At 64.5% G+C, this 17360-nt stretch carries 17 protein-coding genes and 1 riboswitch; of the genes, 10 read left to right on the top strand and 7 right to left on the bottom strand.

Going from position 1 to position 17360, the window contains the following annotated elements:
- On the bottom strand, window positions 1-653 hold a 653-nt coding region (locus CFY91_RS13665; RefSeq protein ID WP_093986925.1), incomplete at its 3' end, for an SH3 domain-containing protein.
- Window positions 654-896: 243 nt separating this feature from the next.
- Between CFY91_RS13665 and CFY91_RS13660 the strand changes: the two genes are divergently transcribed.
- Entirely contained in the window at window positions 897-2078 is a 1182-nt protein-coding gene (locus tag CFY91_RS13660; protein ID WP_093986924.1) for an MFS transporter, read from the top strand.
- Here the strand turns inward: CFY91_RS13660 and CFY91_RS13655 are convergent.
- Window positions 2075-3442 carry a heavy metal sensor histidine kinase gene (locus CFY91_RS13655; RefSeq protein ID WP_093986923.1) on the bottom strand — a complete coding sequence of 456 codons (1368 nt, stop codon included), beginning with the start codon at window positions 3440-3442 and terminating at the stop codon, window positions 2075-2077. The two genes, CFY91_RS13660 and CFY91_RS13655, sit on opposite strands and share 4 nt — an antisense overlap.
- On the bottom strand, window positions 3439-4110 hold the full coding sequence (locus CFY91_RS13650) for a heavy metal response regulator transcription factor (protein WP_093986922.1): 672 nt from the start codon (window positions 4108-4110) through the stop codon (window positions 3439-3441). Before CFY91_RS13650 ends, CFY91_RS13655 begins: the two co-directional genes overlap by 4 nt.
- A gap of 149 nt (window positions 4111-4259) precedes the next feature.
- Here CFY91_RS13650 and CFY91_RS13645 point away from each other — a divergent pair, with 149 nt between their 5' ends.
- Together CFY91_RS13645 and uraH are read left to right on the top strand one after the other, a co-directional pair.
- Window positions 4260-4760, top strand: a complete 501-nt coding sequence (locus CFY91_RS13645; protein WP_093986921.1) for a GlcG/HbpS family heme-binding protein — start codon at window positions 4260-4262, stop codon at window positions 4758-4760.
- Between the two features lie 14 nt (window positions 4761-4774).
- Window positions 4775-5185, top strand: a complete 411-nt coding sequence (uraH, locus tag CFY91_RS13640) for a hydroxyisourate hydrolase (protein WP_093986920.1) — start codon at window positions 4775-4777, stop codon at window positions 5183-5185.
- Between the two features lie 55 nt (window positions 5186-5240).
- Here the strand turns inward: uraH and CFY91_RS13635 are convergent, their stop codons facing one another.
- Together CFY91_RS13635 and CFY91_RS13630 are read right to left on the bottom strand one after the other, a co-directional pair.
- Entirely contained in the window at window positions 5241-6239 is a 999-nt protein-coding gene (locus tag CFY91_RS13635; protein WP_093986919.1) for an AraC family transcriptional regulator, read from the bottom strand.
- A gap of 83 nt (window positions 6240-6322) precedes the next feature.
- Window positions 6323-8509 carry a putative bifunctional diguanylate cyclase/phosphodiesterase gene (locus CFY91_RS13630; RefSeq protein ID WP_093986918.1) on the bottom strand — a complete coding sequence of 729 codons (2187 nt, stop codon included), beginning with the start codon at window positions 8507-8509 and terminating at the stop codon, window positions 6323-6325.
- Between the two features lie 170 nt (window positions 8510-8679).
- Here CFY91_RS13630 and CFY91_RS13625 point away from each other — a divergent pair, with 170 nt between their 5' ends.
- From CFY91_RS13625 to CFY91_RS13615, 3 genes are all read left to right on the top strand, one after another.
- A complete protein-coding gene (locus tag CFY91_RS13625) occupies window positions 8680-9819 on the top strand; it encodes an acyl-CoA dehydrogenase family protein (protein WP_093986917.1) in 1140 nt (379 codons plus the stop codon).
- 89 nt (window positions 9820-9908) lie between these two features.
- On the top strand, window positions 9909-11552 hold the full coding sequence (locus tag CFY91_RS13620) for an AMP-binding protein (RefSeq protein ID WP_093986916.1): 1644 nt from the start codon (window positions 9909-9911) through the stop codon (window positions 11550-11552).
- 59 nt (window positions 11553-11611) lie between these two features.
- A complete protein-coding gene (locus CFY91_RS13615) occupies window positions 11612-12793 on the top strand; it encodes a CaiB/BaiF CoA transferase family protein (protein WP_093986915.1) in 1182 nt (393 codons plus the stop codon).
- Window positions 12794-12942: 149 nt separating this feature from the next.
- Here the strand turns inward: CFY91_RS13615 and CFY91_RS13610 are convergent, their stop codons facing one another.
- Entirely contained in the window at window positions 12943-13440 is a 498-nt protein-coding gene (locus CFY91_RS13610; protein ID WP_093986914.1) for a SprT family zinc-dependent metalloprotease, read from the bottom strand.
- A 23-nt stretch (window positions 13441-13463) separates the two neighbouring features.
- On the bottom strand, window positions 13464-14057 hold the full coding sequence (locus tag CFY91_RS13605) for a DNA-J related domain-containing protein (protein ID WP_093986913.1): 594 nt from the start codon (window positions 14055-14057) through the stop codon (window positions 13464-13466).
- An 86-nt stretch (window positions 14058-14143) separates the two neighbouring features.
- On the opposite strand from CFY91_RS13605, the gene ttcA reads away from it, so the two are divergent.
- The 4 genes from ttcA to CFY91_RS13585 all read left to right on the top strand — a co-directional run bounded on the left by ttcA (window position 14144) and on the right by CFY91_RS13585 (window position 17025).
- Window positions 14144-14968: a tRNA 2-thiocytidine(32) synthetase TtcA gene (gene ttcA / locus CFY91_RS13600; RefSeq protein WP_093986912.1), complete on the top strand. Its 825-nt coding sequence runs from the start codon at window positions 14144-14146 to the stop codon at window positions 14966-14968.
- Window positions 14969-14992: 24 nt separating this feature from the next.
- Window positions 14993-15664, top strand: a complete 672-nt coding sequence (locus tag CFY91_RS13595) for a DNA-3-methyladenine glycosylase I (RefSeq protein ID WP_093986911.1) — start codon at window positions 14993-14995, stop codon at window positions 15662-15664.
- Between the two features lie 123 nt (window positions 15665-15787).
- Window positions 15788-16426: a C40 family peptidase gene (locus CFY91_RS13590; RefSeq protein ID WP_093986910.1), complete on the top strand. Its 639-nt coding sequence runs from the start codon at window positions 15788-15790 to the stop codon at window positions 16424-16426.
- Window positions 16427-16494: 68 nt separating this feature from the next.
- Window positions 16495-17025: a C40 family peptidase gene (locus tag CFY91_RS13585; protein WP_093986909.1), complete on the top strand. Its 531-nt coding sequence runs from the start codon at window positions 16495-16497 to the stop codon at window positions 17023-17025.
- A gap of 26 nt (window positions 17026-17051) precedes the next feature.
- A riboswitch (cobalamin riboswitch) is annotated at window positions 17052-17272 on the top strand.
- Window positions 17273-17360 lie beyond the last annotated feature (88 nt).

Genomic DNA, 17360 nt, shown 5'->3' with positions numbered 1-17360 from the left:
GCGCTGCTCGGGGTGGCGGGTTTCACGGCTTCCACCAGGGGGGCATAGACATAGCCGATGGTCACGCCACGGCGGCCGACCATGATCCAGTTGTTATCGGTGCGACCTACCGCGGTGAAGGTGCTGTCGGCCGGCAAGCCGCCGACTTTGGCGGCATTCAGATCAGGGGCATTGCGCACGTTGGCCGACTTGATGGCGCGATAAGGCTTGTTGAGCAGGGTCATGTTGGCCACTGGCTGCACCTTGGGGGTGCGCTTGACGGCTACCGGGCGAGCTTCGCTTTCGGTCTTGACCGGGGTGATGGTGGCGCTGGCGCCACTGTGTTCCGAGGTCCACTGGCTGCTCTGGCCGTCCTGGCTGTACTGCAGGGCCTGTTGGGTTTGCAGGGCCAGCGCCTGGCGATCACGCTCATCGAGGTTGGCGCCGATGGTCTTGCCCAGGTAGCCGCCGGCCAGGGCACCGGCAATCATGGCGGCAGTACGACCACGGCCATCGCCAATCTGGCTGCCTACCAGCACGCCTGCGGCTACGCCTACCAGGGTGCCGATGTTTTCCTTGTTCATCCACTGGTTGTCGGACATGTTGGCGCAACCGGAGGAGAAGGCAATGGCGCTGGCCAGCAGCAGGCTGGAGGATTTTTTCTTGAAGTTCATGCGCAGGATCCCTGTAGACGTGGTCTGTGTGCGGCAGGTCAGGGACGGCAGGCGCGCTGCAGGCGTGCCACCGATGCGCGAGGCAGGCGGGTTCATCCCTGAATCTGTGGCCGATTACACACAATAACCGCTGGCAAAACAATGGCTAGCCCGCTAGCGCGCGAGGCTGGCAAAGCTCGGCAGCGACAGGTACTGGTAGAGTAGCGCCTGCATTGTTGACCGTTGTCTCAGGAGTTGCGTGTCATGTCCTCCGATCCTGCCAGCCATTGGCAGCGCGGCAGTGCCGGCTACCGGCGAGCCAGCCTGGCACTGTTCTGTGCCGGCTTTGCCACCTTTGCCTTGTTGTATTGCGTACAGCCATTGTTGCCTTTGCTGGCGGCACATTTTGCGGTGTCGGCGGCGAGTAGCAGCCTGGCCCTGTCGCTGACGACCCTGAGCCTGGCATTGACCTTGTTGCTGGCCGGTGCGCTGGCGGAAAGCTGGGGGCGCAAGGGCGTGATGGCTATGGCGCTGGCGCTGGCTTGTGTGTTGGGGCTGGCCTGTAGCCTGGCGCGCCAGTGGGAGCTGTTGCTGTGGCTGCGTGCCTTGCTGGGTCTGGCCCTGAGCGGGGTGCCGGCACTGGCCATGGCGTATGTCAGTGAGGAGTTCGAGCCGGCGGCGCTGCCGTCGGCCATGGGCCTGTACATCGCGGGTACGGCGCTGGGTGGTTTGCTGGGGCGGTTGCTGGCCGGTGTGCTGAGTGACCTGGGCGGTTGGCCGCTGGCCCTGGCGGGCATTGCCGGCCTGGCCGCGTTGGCCTTGCTGTTGTTTTGCTGGCTATTGCCGGCTTCGCGGCATTTCCTAGCCCAGCCGCTATCCCTGCGTGGGCTGTTGGGTAACTTTGCCATGCATCTGCGTCAGGCCTCCCTGCGCCGCCTGTTCCTGCTGGCCTTCCTGCTGATGGGCTGTTTCGTAGCGCTGTTCAATTACGTGGGGTTTCGTCTGGCGATGCCGCCCTTTGCGCTGTCCAACAGCTGGATCGGCCTGCTGTTCAGCGTCTACCTGCTGGGCATGCTCAGTGCCGGTTGGAGCGGCCGCCTGGTGCTGCGCTGGGGGGCCAAGCCGCTGGTGCAGGCGGCGATCGGCCTGATGCTGCTGGGCGTGGCCCTGTGTGCCTTGCCCTGGCTGGTGGCGGTGGTGCCTGGCCTGGCACTGTTCACCCTGGGCTTTTTCGCTGCCCATGCGGTGGCCAGCGGGTTGCTTGGGCAGCGTGCGCAACAGGCCAAGGCCCAGGCGTCGGCGCTGTATCTGTTCTCTTATTACCTGGGCTCCAGCGTGCTGGGTTATGCCGCCGGGCATATTTGGCAGCAGGCCGGATGGCTGGTATTGCTGGCCAGCCTGGCTCTGCTGCTGAGCCTGGCCCTGGGCTTGCTGCGACGTGCCTAGGCCGGTGTGGGGAAGTGCAGGCTAAAGCAGGTGCCCTGGGCATCGCTGTGTACGCTGACCTGGCCACCATGCAGGTGCATGATCGAGCGCACGATGGCCAGGCCGAGGCCCCCGCTGTCGCCGCTTTGCTGGCGTGACGGGTCGCAGCGGTAAAAGCGCTCGAACAGGTAGGGCAGGTGCTCGGCGGCAATCGCCTGGCCCTGGTTGTGGACGCTAATCGTGCAGTGCTGGCTATCTTGCAGGCTGCTGACCTGGATGCAGCTACCCGGCGTGGCATGGCGCAGCGCATTGGCCAACAGGTTGGCCAGGGCCCGGCGCAGTAACTGGGGATCAGCCTGCAGGGTGCCACTGCCTTGCTGGCTGAGACGTAGCTGGCGCTCTTCCGCCACGTCTTCGAAGTAGTCGAACAACTGCGCCAGCAGTGCGGCCAGGTCTACCGTCTGGCGGGCGATCGAGGCCTGTGGCTGCTCGCAGCGGGCGAGGAACAGCATGCTGTCGATCATCCGCGACAGGCGCTCGTATTCTTCCTGGTTGGAGACCAGCACATCCTGGTAATCGCTCACCGAGCGGCTGTGCCGCAGTGCCTGTTGGGTCTGGCCCATGAGATTGCTGAGCGGGGTGCGCATTTCATGGGCGAGGTCTTCAGAAAAGCGTGAGAGCTGGGCAAAGCCTTGTTCCAGGCGGGCGAGCATCTGGTTGAGCGCCTGGCTGAGCTGCGCCAGTTCCTGCACGGGCTGCTGTTCGTCGAGACGTGCATCTAGCGTGCGTACGTCGATCGAGGCCGCCTGTTGCGCCAGCTGGCGAACCGGCCGCAGGCCGCGTGCACTGACCCAGCCGCCCAGGGCGAAAGCCAGCAGGCCGCAGGCTGCCAGGGCCAGCCACAGGCGCAGGCGATAGCTGGCGAGCATCTGCTGGCGTTCAGCGAGGCTGCGTCCGGCGATCAGGGTGAGTGGGCCTTGCGGGCTGTCCAGGGTTTGCCAGGCCAGGCGCAGGCCTGCGCGGTCGGTGGCATTTGTCAGGCGCGGCTGGGGACTGGCTGGCAGCGTGGGTAGCTGTGCGTTGCTCGGGTTGATGCTGATCAGTGCCTGGCCCTGCGCGTCCAGCAGCCACAGCAGGCTGTCGCGGTTACCCAGCATGTTTTCATAGAGTACCGGACGCTGCTGCAAGGCTTGGATACCCGCACTGTCGGCCAGCAGGGCCTGCATGCGTTGCAAGCGGCCGAGTAGCGCCTGGTCGTCGCGCCAGGCCAGCTCGCGGGCCAGCGAGTGATAGAGGTAGGTGCCGAGCAGCCCCAGTACCAGCATGCTGACCAGGGCAAACATCAGCGCCAGGCGCAGACTCAGGCGCCGTGGCCAGTGACTCATGCGGGGGCCTCCAGCAGGTAGCCGATGCCGCGCACGGTATGGATCAGCTTGACGGGGTAGGGGTCGTCGACCTTGGCGCGCAGGCGGCGGATCGCCACATCCACCACGTTGGTGTCGCTGTCGAAGTTCATTTGCCAGACGTGCGAGGCAATCAGTGCGCGAGACAGCACTTCGCCCTCGCGGCTGATCAGCAGGTGCAGCAGGGCAAACTCCTTGTTGGTCAGGGTGAGTCGTTCGCCGTTACGCGTCACCCGGCGACGCAGCAGGTCCAGTTGCAGGTCGGCCACCTGGTAGTGCTCCACCTCACGGACGGGGCCGCGGCGCAACAGGCTGCGTACCCGAGCCAGCAGTTCGGCGTAGGAGAAGGGCTTGATCAGGTAGTCGTCGGCGCCCAGTTCCAGCCCCTTGACGCGATCCTCCACGGCATCGCGGGCAGTGAGGAACAGCACCGGCACCTGGCTGCTACGGCGGATGCGTTGCAGCAGTTGCCAGCCGTCCAGGCCCGGCAGCATGACATCCAGGATGATCAGCGCGAACTCGAACTCTGCCGCCAGGTGCTGGCCATCCAGCCCGTTGTGAGCGGTCTCCACGGCATAACCGGCCTCGCTCAGCGCCTTGCGCAGGTAATCGGCTGTCTTGGCTTCGTCTTCCACTACCAGGATACGCATCGTCTTTCTCTCCCAGACTGGCGCATAGCCTAGGCGCAATGCGCCGCGCCGCCCATTACAAATTGGTAATCCTCCGGCAATCGGTCTGTGCGGCGGGCTGCGCCAGTATGGCGGCGTGGCAACCAACAACCCCCTTGGAGGAGCGTGTGATGCACATTCGTCAAGCAAGCCTGTCGCTGGCCATTCTGGCCCTTGGACTGAATTCGGCCTGGGCCGCCGACAGCGGCATCGTCAATCGTCCCGAGGTGTCTTTGCAGTTGGCCAACCAGCTGCTTGCAGCGACCCTGGCCAGCTGCCATGCCGCTGAGCGCAGCGCGGTTGCCGTGGTGGTCGATCGTGGCGGTAACCCGGTGGCTCTGCAGCGTGATGACAACGTCGGTCCGCACAACACCCTGGCGGCGCAGCGCAAGGCCTATACCGCGCTGTCGACCAAGACGCCCACCGGCCTACTGGCCGAACGGGCGCGTAGCAACCCGCAGGCGGCCAACCTCAATACCCTCGATGAACTGTTACTGCTGGGCGGCGGTTTGCCGCTGCAGGCCCAGGGCCAGGTCATCGGTGCCATCGGCGTGGCCGGCGCCGGTGGTGCGGAGATGGACGAACGCTGTGCGCAGCAGGCCATCGATCAAGTACTCGGCAAAACCCACTGAAGGAGCGCTTCACCATGCATACCTTGCACAAACTGCTTGCTGCCGCCGCACTGTGCGGCCTGTCTTCGCTGGCCATGGCCAGTGGTAATCCGCTGAGCGTACATGTGCTCAATCTGCAGGATGGCCTGCCATCGCCCGGGGTTAGCGTGACGCTGGAAAAACACGCCGAGAACGGCTGGCAGGCGCTCAACCAGGCGGTGACCAACGAACAGGGGCGGATTACCGCGCTCTATCCGCAAGGGCAGGCGTTGCAGTCGGGCACCTATCGGGTGACGTTCAAAACCGGCGACTGGTTCAAGCAGCAGCAGACCACCAGTTTCTTCCCGGAAGTCCCGGTGATTTTCGCGGTGGATGGCAGCGTGGCGCACTATCACATCCCGCTGCTGCTCAGCCCCTACGGCTTTTCTACCTATCGCGGCAACTGAGCCGCCACCTGCTGTCAGCCAGGGGCCTGTGTGGCGCCTGGCTGACGGCGTGTGTTCAGCCTTCCTGGGCGCGGTAGGCGCCGGGGGTCAGGCCGGTCCATTTCTTGAAGGCGCGGTGGAACGCCGACGGCTCGGAAAAGCCCAGCTGTTCGGCAATCGCCTGGATATCCAGGTCGTTGCGTCCCAGGTGATAGATCGCCAGGTCGCGGCGCAGATGATCCTTGAGTTCCTGAAAGCTCGAGCCTTCCTCGCGCAGGCGCCGGCGCAGGGTTTGCGGGCTGCTGTGCAGTTGCCGGGCGACGCTTTCCAGGTCAGGCCATTGCTGGCAGTCGCGGCCAAGCAAACGACGTATCTGGCTGGTCAGGCTGTCGCCCGCGTCGGGGCGGGCCAGCAGGTCGGCCGGCGAATGTTGCAGGAACTGTTTGAGGGTGCGCTCGTCCTGCAGCAGCGGCATGTCCAGGTAGCGGGCATGGAACAGCAGACTGGTATGCCCGGCGCTGAAACGCCGCGTACCGGGAAACAGCAGTTCGTACTCGCTGGCGTGCGCCGGTTGCGCATAGGTAAAGGTGGCTTCTTCCAGGCGGATACGCTGGCCGATCAGCCAGCTACCCAGGCGATGCCAGATCACCAGCAGGCTTTCCACGAGGAAATGGTCGGGGTCCCAGAGGTTCTGATCATCGACGCTCAGGCGCGCCCAGTCGCCTTCACGCTGCAGGGTGATGCAGGGGGCGTCGGGAAACAGCCCGTAGAACAGGCTGCCACGGCGCAGCGCCTTGTCCAGGCTGCGGCAATGGATCAGCGTGTGGCCCATCATGGCAAAGGTGCCGCGTTTGCTGGGCTGACGGCCAAACCCCAGGTATTCGTCGTCGAGCGTTTCCCACAGGCATTGAATGAGCCGGGCGAACTGTGCCGGGTCGACCCGTGCGCGCGGCTCGCGCAGCACGGCGTCCTGGATGCCGGCCTGGCGCAGTAGTGGCTGGCAGTCCAGGCCGCGGCGCTGGGCGCCGCGCAACGCGGCACGGACGAAGTGGCTGGCAATGGTACGTTCGCGCATGCACAAGCTTCCTGAGTGGGCGGGGCGATGGTAGAGGGCAGGATTGCCCCGGGACAAGCGCCGATCCTGCCAGGCAGGGGCGCTTATTCGGTCGTGCCGTCTTGCGCCCAGTGTGCCGCCGGCCAGTCCTGCAGGAGTGTTTGCAGTTCGTCAGCCGGGAGGGGCCGGGCATACAGATAGCCCTGTGCCTGCTGGCAGCCCAGGCGATGCAGGGCGGCGGCGATGTCCTGGCTTTCCACCCCTTCGGCGATACAGGCCAGGCCGAGGGTATGCGCCATTTGCACAATGGCACTGACAATGGCGCGGTTGTCCTGGTTGAGGGTGAGGTCCCGGACGAACGACTGGTCGATCTTCAGCTTGTCCACGGCAAGCGTCTGCAGGTAGGCCAGGCTGGAGTAACCGGTACCGAAGTCGTCGATGGACAGGTTGACGCCCATGGCCTTCAGGCGCTTGAGGCTGTCAATGACCTGCTCGGTCTTGTCCACCAAGCTTGATTCGGTGATCTCCAGCTCCAGCAGGCTGGCTGGTAAATGTCTGTCGGCCAGCGCCTGCAGCACGCTTTCTTCGAGATGGCCGTGCTGCAACTGGATAGCCGAGATGTTCACCGCCACTTGCGGCAGCGCCAGGCCCTGGCGCTGCCAGCTGGCTGCCTGTGCGCAGGCCTGGCGCAGCACCCACTCGCCCAGCGGAATGATCAGCCGGCTTTCTTCGGCGGCGGGAATGAACTCGGCGGGTGAGATCATGCCGCGTACGGGGTGCTGCCAGCGCACTAGGGCTTCCACGCCGCTCAGTCGGCCACTGGCCAGGTCGATCTGCGGCTGGTAGTAGAGCTGCAGCTGGTGCTGGGCGATTGCCTGGCGCAAATCATTGAGCAGTTGCAGGCGCGCCAGTGCCTGCTGGTTCATCGTGCTGTCGAAGAATCGCCAGGTTTGCCGGCCGTCCTGCTTGGCCTGGTACATGGCGGTTTCCGCGTTGCGCAGCAGGGTTTCGCAGTCCTGGCCGTCATGCGGGGCGACGGCGGCGCCGAGCGACAGGCTGATGGTCTGCAGATGACCATGCAGCAGGAAGGGGCGTTGCAGGCCGTTGAGGATGCGTTCGGCCAGCAAGCCCACGCTTTCGGCATTCTCGACGTCGGGCATGAGGATGACAAATTCGTCGCCGGTGGCTCGACACAGGGTGTCGGAGCTGCGCAGCAGGCCTTGCAGGCGGCTGCCCAGTTCACGGATCAGCGTGTCGCCGCAGGCATGCCCCAGCGAGTCGTTGACGTCCTTGAAGCCGTCGATATCCATGTACAGCAGGGCGACCTGCTGGGCATCTCGGGACAGCGTGCTGAGTGCCTTGCTGGTGCGGTCGCGGAGCAACTCAAGGTTGGGCAGGCCGGTCAGGTTGTCGTAGAACGACAGGGTTTCCACCTGCTGTTCGGCACGTCGTCGCTCGCTGATTTCACTGGTCAGCTGGATATACGGCTGCTGGATACTGGAGACGAATACCACTCGATAGACCACCAGGCAGGCCAGCACCTTATAGGCATGGCCGAGCAACTGGTAGATATCATGCGGGTTGCGGTAGGCGGTGAAGCACAACTCCGAAAGGATCGAAATGCCTACCGCCAGCAGCAGGCCTTGGCGGTCGAAGGGTTGCTCACGGCGTCGCAACAGACCCACGGCCGCACAGGCCAGCAGGCCGATGACCAGCCACTCCATGACAATCTTCAGCGGGGTAAGACCCTGGCCCTCGATGAACATGCGTGGAAACAGCTGTGGCTGGTAGAGGCGCAGGTAAACCATCAGGGCCACTCCGCCCAGAGTGGCCGCCAGCCACTGGTAGCGCTGCTGTGGATGAGTGAGCGGCCGCCAGGCACGGAGTGCCACACCGAGTAATACCAGCGCTTCGCTAAGACGGGCGGCCAACCAGAAGTCGATGGCTTTCTCCACGCTGGACGGGGTGATGAAGTCGGGCATGCCGCGATAGGACAGCAGATGGGCGCTGTCCAGCAGTGCCACCGCCAGGTAGCCACAGGCCAGCAGGCTGAGGTTGCCGGCCTGCTCGCTGCGGTAGCTGTGCCAGCTGATGCTGAACACCAGCGCAGCGACCACGATGGCCAGCAGCTCCATGCAGCTGTGTAGCCAGGTGGGGAACCAGTTGCCCGCGGTCTTCAGCAGGTTGTTAGCCGGCAGCAGCCAGACGATCAGGAGCACGGCGGCCAGCCAGCCGAGAATGACCAGGGTGCTGCGGCTAAACAGAGGGCTATTGTCGTGGCTCTGGTGCATGCGTAACTCGTCGAAGCGGTTTCTTCTTGTGGTGGCGGCAGCCTAGCAAGACTCGTGACGCTTTGCCTCTGGACGAATGGGTCAATTGAGGCTGAGCACCTGCGTCATTGAGAGCGCTTGCCCGGCCAGCCTACCCTGCGTGGCAGATCAACCCGGCGGAGACCCGAACGATGCAGCGCACCCATTTCGAAACCGAACACAACATGTTCCGCGAGTCCTTCCGCGCCTTCCTGCTCAAGGAAGTGGTGCCGCACCAGGAAGCCTGGGAAGAGGCCGGCATGGTCAGCCGCGAGGTCTGGCTCAAAGCTGGCGAGCAGGGCTTCCTGCTGCCCTGGGCCGAGGAGGAATACGGCGGCCTGGGCCTGAAGGATTTCCGCTACGAGCAGATCATGTGCGAGGAACTGGCGCGCATCAACGAAGCCGGTTTCATGATTCCGTTGCACTCGGCCCTGTGCGGCCCCTATATCGCCGAGTACGGCAATGCCGAGCAGAAGGCCCGCCTGATGCCGGGCATCATCCGCGGCGAGACCATCCTCGCCGTGGCCATGACCGAGCCGGGCGCGGGTTCCGATCTGGCCGGCATGCGCACCACCGCCGTGGACAAGGGCGACCACTGGGAGCTGAACGGTTCCAAGGTGTTCATCTCCAACGGCTACCTGGCCGATGTGGTGATCGTTGCGGCGAAGACCGATCCGTCCAACAAGCACGCCATGGGCCTGTTCCTGGTCGAGCGCGGCATGGAGGGCTTCGAGCGTGGCAAGAAGCTGAAGAAACTGGGCATGCACAGCCAGGACACCGCCGAGCTGTTCTTCAATAACGTGAAAGTGCCCAAGGCCAACCTGCTCGGCGACGCCAAGGGCGGCTTCTTCTACCTGATGAACATGCTGGCCCAGGAGCGCCTGACCAATGCCTGCGGCGCGGTCGCCGGCGCCGAGGCGGCGCTGCAGACCACCATCGACTACGTGAAGGAGCGCCAGGCCTTTGGTCGTCCTGTGTCGCACTTCCAGAACACCCGCTTCAAGCTGGCCGAGATGCGCACCCAGGTGGACGTGGCCCAGGTGTTCACCGACCGCTGCGTGATGGACCACAACCAGAAGAAGCTCAGCCCCGAGGTGGCCGCCGAGGCCAAGCTGTTCACCACCGAGCTGCTCTGCAAGGTGGTCGACGAAGGCGTGCAGCTGCACGGCGGCTGGGGCTACATGTGGGAATACCCGATCTGCAAGATGTACGCGAACGCGCGCATCCAGCGCATCTTCGCCGGCACCTCGGAGATCATGAAGGAGATCATCAGTCGCGGGATGAAGCTGTAGCATCGGCTGCAAGCACAAGCAGCAAGCGAATAATGAATAGCACGCAGCCGTAACGTGATTCGAGCCATAACAACAAGAAGGATCTGGCGATGAGTGAGCCTCTGCAACTGCCGCTACAGCGCTTCAACCACTGGTTGCAGCAGCAGCCCGATGCCGTCTGGCTGCGCCAGCCGGTGGCCGGTGTGTGGCACGATTTCACCTGGCGGCAGGTCGACGAGCAGGCCCGCCGCCTGGCCAGTGCTTTGCTGGCGCTGGGCTGCGCGCCCGGCGAGCGGGTGGCACTGCTGGCGAAGAACTGCGCGGAGTGGTTTATCAGTGACCTGGCCATCCAGCTCGCCGGGCTGGTCAGCGTGCCGCTCTATCCGCTGCAGGCGCCCGAGCAGATCGCCTACGTGCTGGAGCATGCCGACTGCAAGGTGATTCTGGTCGGCAAGCTGGACGAGCCGGACAAGCTCGCCACCGGCATCGCGCCGCACATCACGCGCATCGCCATGCCCTATCCGAGCATGCCCACGGCGCACGACTGGCACAGTCTGCTGGCCCGTCACCAACCGCTGGCCGGCACCCGCGATCAGCAGGCTGATGAGCTGCTGTCGATCCTCTACACCTCCGGCACCACTGGCGCGCCCAAGGGTGTGATGCTCTCGGCCGGCGCCATGGCCCGTTCGGCGGCCTGGGCCACCAGCGAGCTGGGGGTCGGAGCGGGCGACCAGTTCTTTTCCTACCTGCCGCTGTCGCATGCTGCCGAGCGCTTTCTGGTGCAGTTCAACAGCCTGTACAGCGGCGCACCGGTGGCCTTTGTCGAGTCGCTGGAGACCTTCGCCAGCGACCTGCGGCATGTCCGGCCGACCGTGTTCTTCTCGGTGCCGCGCTTGTGGACGCGTTTCCAGCAGGGCGTGCTGGAGAAGCTGCCGCAGGCCAGGCTGGATCGCCTGCTGGGCATCCCGCTGCTGGGCTGGCTGGTGGCGCGCAAGATTCGCGCGGGGCTCGGCCTGGACCGGGCGCGGGTGTTGATATCCGGCGCGGCCGCCATCTCCACCGGGCTGCTGGCCTGGTACCAGCGCATCGGCCTGACGATCTGCGAGGGCTATGGCATGACCGAGCATTTCGCCTATGGCTGTTTCAACCGGCCGGGCCAGGTGCGTTTGGGCAGCGTGGGGCGGCCGATGCCCAACCTTGAGCTACGCATTGCCGAGGACGGCGAGATTCTGCTGCGCAGCCAGACGCTGATGCAGGGCTATTACCGCGATCCGGAGAAGACCGCCGAGACGCTGCGCGATGGCTGGCTGCACACCGGCGACAAGGGCGCGGTGGATGGCGACGGCTACCTGCGCATCACCGGGCGGGTCAAGGACATCTTCAAGACCAGCAAGGGCAAGTACGTGGCGCCGGCGCCCATCGAGGGCGAGATCGCCAAGTGCCCGTGGGTCGAGCAGGTCTGTCTGATGGGCAGCAACCTCGACCAGCCGCTGGCGCTGATCGAACTGTCCCCGGCTGCCCGCCAGCAGGCGCAGGCGCTTGTGTCAGCAGAACTGCTGGCACACCTGGCTGCACTCAATAGCCATCTGGAGCCGCATGAGCGGGTCAGCCATTTCGTGCTGGTGCGCGAACCCTGGACGGTGGACAACGGCTGCATGACGCCAACCATGAAGATTCGCCGCAATGTGCTGGAGGCGCGCTACGCCGGGTTGGTCGAACAGCTGCCGGCAGATCAGCCGCTGCTCTGGGAATGAACCTGATGACGGCGCGGGCCTGCTCCGCGCCGCACGTTGAACTGTATTGAGGAGTCGCTATGTCCGGTCCGTTGTCTTCGCTGAAAGTGCTGGATTTCTCCACCCTGCTGCCGGGGCCGTTCGCCTCGCTGCTCCTGGCCGACATGGGCGCCGAGGTGCTGCGCGTCGAGTCGCCTTCGCGCATGGACCTGGTGCGCGTGTTGCCGCCCCACGATCAGGGCGTGGCGGCCAGCCATGCCTATCTCAACCGCAACAAGCGCGGTATGGCCCTCGACCTGAAAAAGCCCGAGGCGGTGGCGCTGGTCAAGCAGCTGGTGCAGGAGTACGACATCGTCCTGGAGCAGTTTCGCCCCGGCGTGATGGACAAGCTCGGCGTGGGTTACCAGGCGCTGCGGGCGGTCAACCCGAAGCTGATCTACGTGTCGATCACCGGCTACGGCCAGACCGGCCCCTACAAGGATCGCGCCGGGCACGACATCAACTACCTGGCCCTGGCGGGGCTGGCCAGCTATACCGGCCGACGCGACACGGGGCCGCTACCATTGGGCATTCAGGCCGCGGATATCGCCGGCGGCTCGCTGCACGGGGTGATTGGCCTGCTGGCCGCCGTGGTGCAGCGCCAGGTGACGGGGCAGGGGCAACACGTCGATATCAGCATGACCGACTGCGCGTTCAGTTTGCATGCGCTGTCCGGCGCCGGTTACCTGGCCTGTGGCGTGGAGCCGCAGATGGAGAACCAGGCGCTGAATGGCGGCAGTTTCTACGACTATTACCGCACCCGCGACGGTCGCTGGTTCGCGGTGGGCAGCCTGGAACCGCAGTTCATGCAGCAATTCTGCGCCGCCATCGGTCGCCCGGAACTGGCCGCCCGCGGGCTGTCGATGCAGCCCGCGGACCAGCAGGCGCTCAAGCGGGAAATCCAGATGGAATTCGAGAAGCGCGACTTCGCCGACTGGCGCGAGCGGTTCGCCGCGCTGGACGCCTGTGTCGAGCCGATGCTGGAGCTGGCCGAGGCGGTTGAGCACCCGCAGCTCAAGGCCCGCGGGTTGGTTACCGAGGTGCCGCGCGAAGGTGCCGCGCCGCAGCGGCAAATTGCCTGCCCGCTCAAGTTCTCCAGCGGGATCGATGCGCCGCGGCATATCGGCGTGCCGGTCGGCGCGCATACCGATCAGGTGCTGACCGAGCTGGGCTGTTCGGCTGAGCGTATTGCCGAACTGCGCGCCGGCAAGGTGGTGGCCTGAGAGCCTGTTTATGATCTCCTGGCTGTCGGCCATACAGCGTTAAAAACGATCTCGGATGCTCATTTACCACTCGTAAACTGCGCTTCCTCGACCGTTTTTGCCTTGTCTGGCTCTAATCCAGAAGATCGTAAATTGGCTCTGGCTTCGGGTTATTCGCGGCGCTGCTCGCCAGTAAAGCTCAGGGTGACCTTGCAGCGCCGGCAGAAATAGCGCCGGCCTTGCCCCACCAGGCGATGACGCTGGCTGGAGAAGGGAAACTCGCCGCCCTCGGTGCAGGCACAGCGATAGATGTAGCGGGTTTGTACGCGGCGCTGCACTTCGTAGCTGTGGCAGCGCTCCGGCACCAGGCCATAGACGCCGCGCATGATCAGTTGCCATTCCTCGCCATGCGGGGCGATGCGTGGGCCGAACATCTGGTGCGCGACCAGGTGGGCCACCTCGTGGGCCACGGTCTGGCGCAGGAAGTGCTCCTGGTTTTCGCGGTACAACTGGGCGTTGAAGCGCAGCTTGTTTTCCGTGAGGTGCGCAACGCCGGCTTTCAGACCGCGCAGGCGCAGGCTGACCGCAGGACGCAGAAAAGGACGCTGGAAGAAGGCCTCGGCCAGCTGGTAGCAGGCTTCGACACGCTGCAGAAGGGCTTCGCTCATGGCGCGATTATGCCAGAGCCGGCTCACTGGTAATGCCGGCGCAGCACTTCCATGGCCAGGTTGATGGTTTGCAGGCGCTCGTGGCTGCCGCCGCGGTCCGGGTGATGTTGGCTGACCAGTTGCCGGTAGCGCCGGGTGATCGCGCCCAGCGACAGGTCCTCTGCCGTGTGCAGCTCGAACAGTTCCAGCGCGGCCTGACGGTCTTCGTTGCCGTGCAGGCGTGTCCAGAAACTGGCCAGCAGGCGCTCCACGTCGTCACTACCGGTGTCCTCCAGGTGTTGCAGGTCGAGGTAGTAGCTGCGCAGCGGATCATGGCTGGCCAGTGCCTGGCTGCCCGGTGTCCAGGGCGCCAGCTGGACGCACAACGGGCTGATCAGCAGCTGCGCCTGGCCGCGCTCCAGCAACAGGTCACGCAGCTGGTACAGGCCGTTGAACAGCAGGAAATGGCAGCGAAACAGGCACAACGGGTCACTCAGCTCTCCGCTCGGCAGCGGGTTGTCGGCCTGGCTGCGCAGCTGTTGCAGCAACTGGTATTCGCTCAGCCCGGCCGGTTGCTGTTGCAGCAGCAGGAGCAGTTGCTGGCAGAAGGTCGGTAGCGGGGCAGCGGCAGGGCACATGGTCGACTCATTGCAAGGGGGGCTGGGGAGGCGCCGGCTTTGCGGGTAAAATGCCGGCCTTTTACGCATCCGGACCGACACCCAGCATGGCAACCCTTTCGGTGAACCAGAACAAACTGCAAAAACGCCTGCGCCGCCTGGCTGGCGAGGCGATTGCCGATTACAACATGATCGAGGACGGCGACAAGGTGATGGTCTGCCTGTCCGGCGGCAAGGATAGCTATACCTTGCTGGATATTCTGCTGTACCTGCAGAAAGTCGCACCGATCCGCTTCGACATCGTAGCGGTCAACCTCGACCAGAAACAGCCCGGCTTTCCCGAGCATGTGCTGCCGCAGTACCTGTCGTCGATCGGTGTGGATTACCACATCCTCGAGAAGGACACCTATTCGGTGGTCAAGGAGAAAATCCCCGAGGGCAAGACCACCTGTTCGCTGTGCTCGCGCCTGCGCCGTGGCACCCTGTATACCTTCGCCGACGAGATCGGCGCGACCAAGATGGCCCTCGGTCACCATCGCGACGACATCGTCGAAACCTTCTTCCTCAACCTGTTCTACGGCGGCACGCTGAAGGCCATGCCGCCCAAGCTGCTCTCCGACGATGGGCGCAACGTGGTGATCCGCCCGCTGGCCTACTGCAGCGAGAAGGACATCGAAGCCTATTCGGCGCTCAAGGAGTTCCCGATCATCCCCTGCAACCTGTGTGGTTCGCAGGAGAACCTGCAGCGCCAGGTGGTCAAGGAAATGCTCCTGGAATGGGAGCGCAAGTCACCGGGGCGTACCGAGATCATGTTCCGCGCCCTGCAGAACGTGGTGCCTTCGCAACTGGCCGATGGCCAGCTGTTCGACTTCAAGAGCCTGCGCATCGACGATAACGCCACACCGCGTTTTGTTGACGTGATGAATCTCTAGCCGGTTGCCAGAAGGAGCACGCACATGGCGGATTTCCAGCGGCTTTATGAATACGCGGTCAACCGGTTTGGCTCGCCGCAAGCCCTTGAAGCACGCCTGCCGCAACCGCTGAGCAACGCGGCGCTACGCGCGGTCAGAGATGATCGTTATTTGTCGCTGCTGACCCAGCGGATCTTTCGCGCCGGCCTCAAGCACAGCCTGGTGGATGCCAAGTGGCCGGCGTTCGAGGAGGCGTTTTTTCGCTTCGTGCCGGAAAAGGTCGTGCTGATGGGCGCCGAGCACCTGGAGCGGCTGATGGCGGATCGCCGGCTGATCCGTCACCTCGGCAAGCTGGCCAGCGTGCCGCGCAATGCGCAGATGCTGCTGGACATCGCGGCGACGCACGGCAGCTTTGCCGCCTGGCTGGCCGACTGGCCGGGCACTGACATCGTTGGCCTGTGGCGTTATCTGGCGCGGCATGGCCAGCAGCTGGGCGGCCTGTCGGCACCGCGTTTTCTGCGCATGGCCGGCAAGGACACCTTTATTCTCAGCCCGGATGTGCTGGCCGCACTCAAGGGGTTGGGCGTGATCGAGCGGCCGCCGACCAGCCAGGCCGCGCTGGCCACGGTGCAGGCGCAGTTCAACCAGTGGCAGGCAGAAACGGGCCGTCCCTTGGCGCAGTTGTCGATGCTTCTGGCGCTGAGCGCCGACCACTGAGCAAGCGGCGCGGTTAGATGGCCCAGCTGCGGCACTGAGTCACAGCTGGGGCGATTGAATTTGCAAATCGATCCCATAGACGGCATAGTCGCGCGATTCCAACAATTCGACACGGTCGTGCCCATGCCTCATCGCTTCGCACCCCTCGTGCCAGTTACCTTGGCCCTCCTGTTGTCTGCCTGTGCCCATCAAGGCGCGTCTGACAGTCCATTTGCCGCTGCTGACAGTGTGGCGGAGTCCGTGCGTCTCGCCGAGCTGCAGCTTGATCAGGCCCAGGCGGAAGAGCAGGCCATGGCCGCGCTCAGTGACGAACAGGACTACCAGATGCCCAGTCTGGCCGACAGCATGATCGAGCAGGGACGAGCCCTGCTGGGGACGCGCTATCGCATGGGCGGCAGCTCGGCGAAGACCGGTTTCGACTGCAGTGGTTTCGTCGGCTTCCTGTACAAGCAGGAAATGGGTATCCAGTTGCCGCGTTCCTCGCGGGAACTGATCAAGGTCGATGCGCCCAAGGTGGCACGTGCCGAGCTGGAGCCGGGCGACGTACTGTTCTTCAACAACCGCGGGCGTGGTCAGGTCAGCCATGTCGGCATCTTCATTGGCGATGACCAGTTCATCCATTCCTCCAGCTCGCGTAGCGGTGGCGTGCGTATCGACAGCCTGGAAGATCGTTACTGGAAAGCCAGCTACATGCTCGCCAAGCGCATCCTCCCGGAAGGCCCACAGCCGTTTGCCGAGCAGTCGTTGAGCAGCGAAAACTGACTGTCTGACTTGCCTGTCCAACGCATGGCAGGCAGAGTAGGGCGGTCGTCCGCCGGCTGGAGCCGCCCATGCCTTCATCGCGCCTGTCGCTTGCCAGCCTGCTGCTGAGCAGTGTGTTGCTGGTCGCCTGCAGCAGCCAGGCACCGCAACCCTATATCGCACCGCCCGTGCAGGTTGTCCCGGAGCGTTCCGGGGTGGCCGAGGACGTGCTGTTTCGCGCCATCGGCCTGGTCGGTACGCCCTATGTATATGGCGGCAACACGCCGCAAGGTGGCTTCGACTGCAGCGGGTTGATCGGTTTCGTGTTTCGTGACGCCGCCGGCGTGCAGTTGCCGCGTTCCACGCGCGAAATGATCGCCCTGCGCGTACCCAGCGTGCAGCGCCACAGCCTGCAGCCGGGCGACCTGGTGTTCTTTGCCACCAATGGTGGCGGCCAGGTGAGTCATGCCGGTATCTACGTCGGTGAAGACCGTTTCGTCCATGCACCGTCCAGTGGCGGTACGGTGCGCCTGGATAGCCTGTCGGCACGCTACTGGCAAAATAGCTACCTCGGCGCACGCCGCGTACTGGCTGGCCAGCGCCTGGCCAGTAATCCCTGATTGACCCGGAGCGGTTAACCCTCTAGAGTCCGCGCCCTGCTTCAGGTGCCTCATGCAGAGGCTGAAACTGGGAAGCCGGTGAGAAACCGGCGCTGCCCCCGCAACGGTAAGTGAGATGAGCGAGCGGCTCTTGGCCGGCTCGCCTGTCGTGATGAATGCCACTGTGCGCCAGCATGGGAAGGTTTCACGACACCAGGCATGACCTGCATCCACCAGCCCGGAGACCGGCCTGTCGCATTCCCATGGCACGCGGCGGGCGTGGTCGGGCACGCCACGGCGCACCGCCGGGCTGTCTTGTCTCCTCTTGCTCTGCGTAGCCTTTACCGGCAATCACG

Origin of the sequence: Pseudomonas fluvialis (genome assembly GCF_002234375.1) — a bacterium.
GTDB classification, from domain to species: Bacteria; Pseudomonadota; Gammaproteobacteria; order Pseudomonadales; family Pseudomonadaceae; genus Aquipseudomonas; species Aquipseudomonas fluvialis.
The sequence above is the reverse complement of the archived record's forward strand: the minus strand, read 5'-3'. Positions and strand labels throughout refer to the sequence as shown.

What these genes read in the sequence shown, in the direction of transcription:
- CFY91_RS13660 (WP_093986924.1), top strand. Translation starts at nt 897, where the DNA reads ATGTCCTCCGATCCTGCCAGCCATTGGCAGCGCGGCAGTGCCGGCTAC.
- CFY91_RS13655 (WP_093986923.1), bottom strand. Translation starts at nt 3,442, where the DNA reads ATGAGTCACTGGCCACGGCGCCTGAGTCTGCGCCTGGCGCTGATGTTT.
- CFY91_RS13650 (WP_093986922.1), bottom strand. Translation starts at nt 4,110, where the DNA reads ATGCGTATCCTGGTAGTGGAAGACGAAGCCAAGACAGCCGATTACCTG.
- CFY91_RS13645 (WP_093986921.1), top strand. Translation starts at nt 4,260, where the DNA reads ATGCACATTCGTCAAGCAAGCCTGTCGCTGGCCATTCTGGCCCTTGGA.
- uraH (WP_093986920.1), top strand. Translation starts at nt 4,775, where the DNA reads ATGCATACCTTGCACAAACTGCTTGCTGCCGCCGCACTGTGCGGCCTG.
- CFY91_RS13635 (WP_093986919.1), bottom strand. Translation starts at nt 6,239, where the DNA reads ATGCGCGAACGTACCATTGCCAGCCACTTCGTCCGTGCCGCGTTGCGC.
- CFY91_RS13630 (WP_093986918.1), bottom strand. Translation starts at nt 8,509, where the DNA reads ATGCACCAGAGCCACGACAATAGCCCTCTGTTTAGCCGCAGCACCCTG.
- CFY91_RS13625 (WP_093986917.1), top strand. Translation starts at nt 8,680, where the DNA reads ATGCAGCGCACCCATTTCGAAACCGAACACAACATGTTCCGCGAGTCC.
- CFY91_RS13620 (WP_093986916.1), top strand. Translation starts at nt 9,909, where the DNA reads ATGAGTGAGCCTCTGCAACTGCCGCTACAGCGCTTCAACCACTGGTTG.
- CFY91_RS13615 (WP_093986915.1), top strand. Translation starts at nt 11,612, where the DNA reads ATGTCCGGTCCGTTGTCTTCGCTGAAAGTGCTGGATTTCTCCACCCTG.
- CFY91_RS13610 (WP_093986914.1), bottom strand. Translation starts at nt 13,440, where the DNA reads ATGAGCGAAGCCCTTCTGCAGCGTGTCGAAGCCTGCTACCAGCTGGCC.
- CFY91_RS13605 (WP_093986913.1), bottom strand. Translation starts at nt 14,057, where the DNA reads ATGTGCCCTGCCGCTGCCCCGCTACCGACCTTCTGCCAGCAACTGCTC.
- ttcA (WP_093986912.1), top strand. Translation starts at nt 14,144, where the DNA reads ATGGCAACCCTTTCGGTGAACCAGAACAAACTGCAAAAACGCCTGCGC.
- CFY91_RS13595 (WP_093986911.1), top strand. Translation starts at nt 14,993, where the DNA reads ATGGCGGATTTCCAGCGGCTTTATGAATACGCGGTCAACCGGTTTGGC.
- CFY91_RS13590 (WP_093986910.1), top strand. Translation starts at nt 15,788, where the DNA reads ATGCCTCATCGCTTCGCACCCCTCGTGCCAGTTACCTTGGCCCTCCTG.
- CFY91_RS13585 (WP_093986909.1), top strand. Translation starts at nt 16,495, where the DNA reads ATGCCTTCATCGCGCCTGTCGCTTGCCAGCCTGCTGCTGAGCAGTGTG.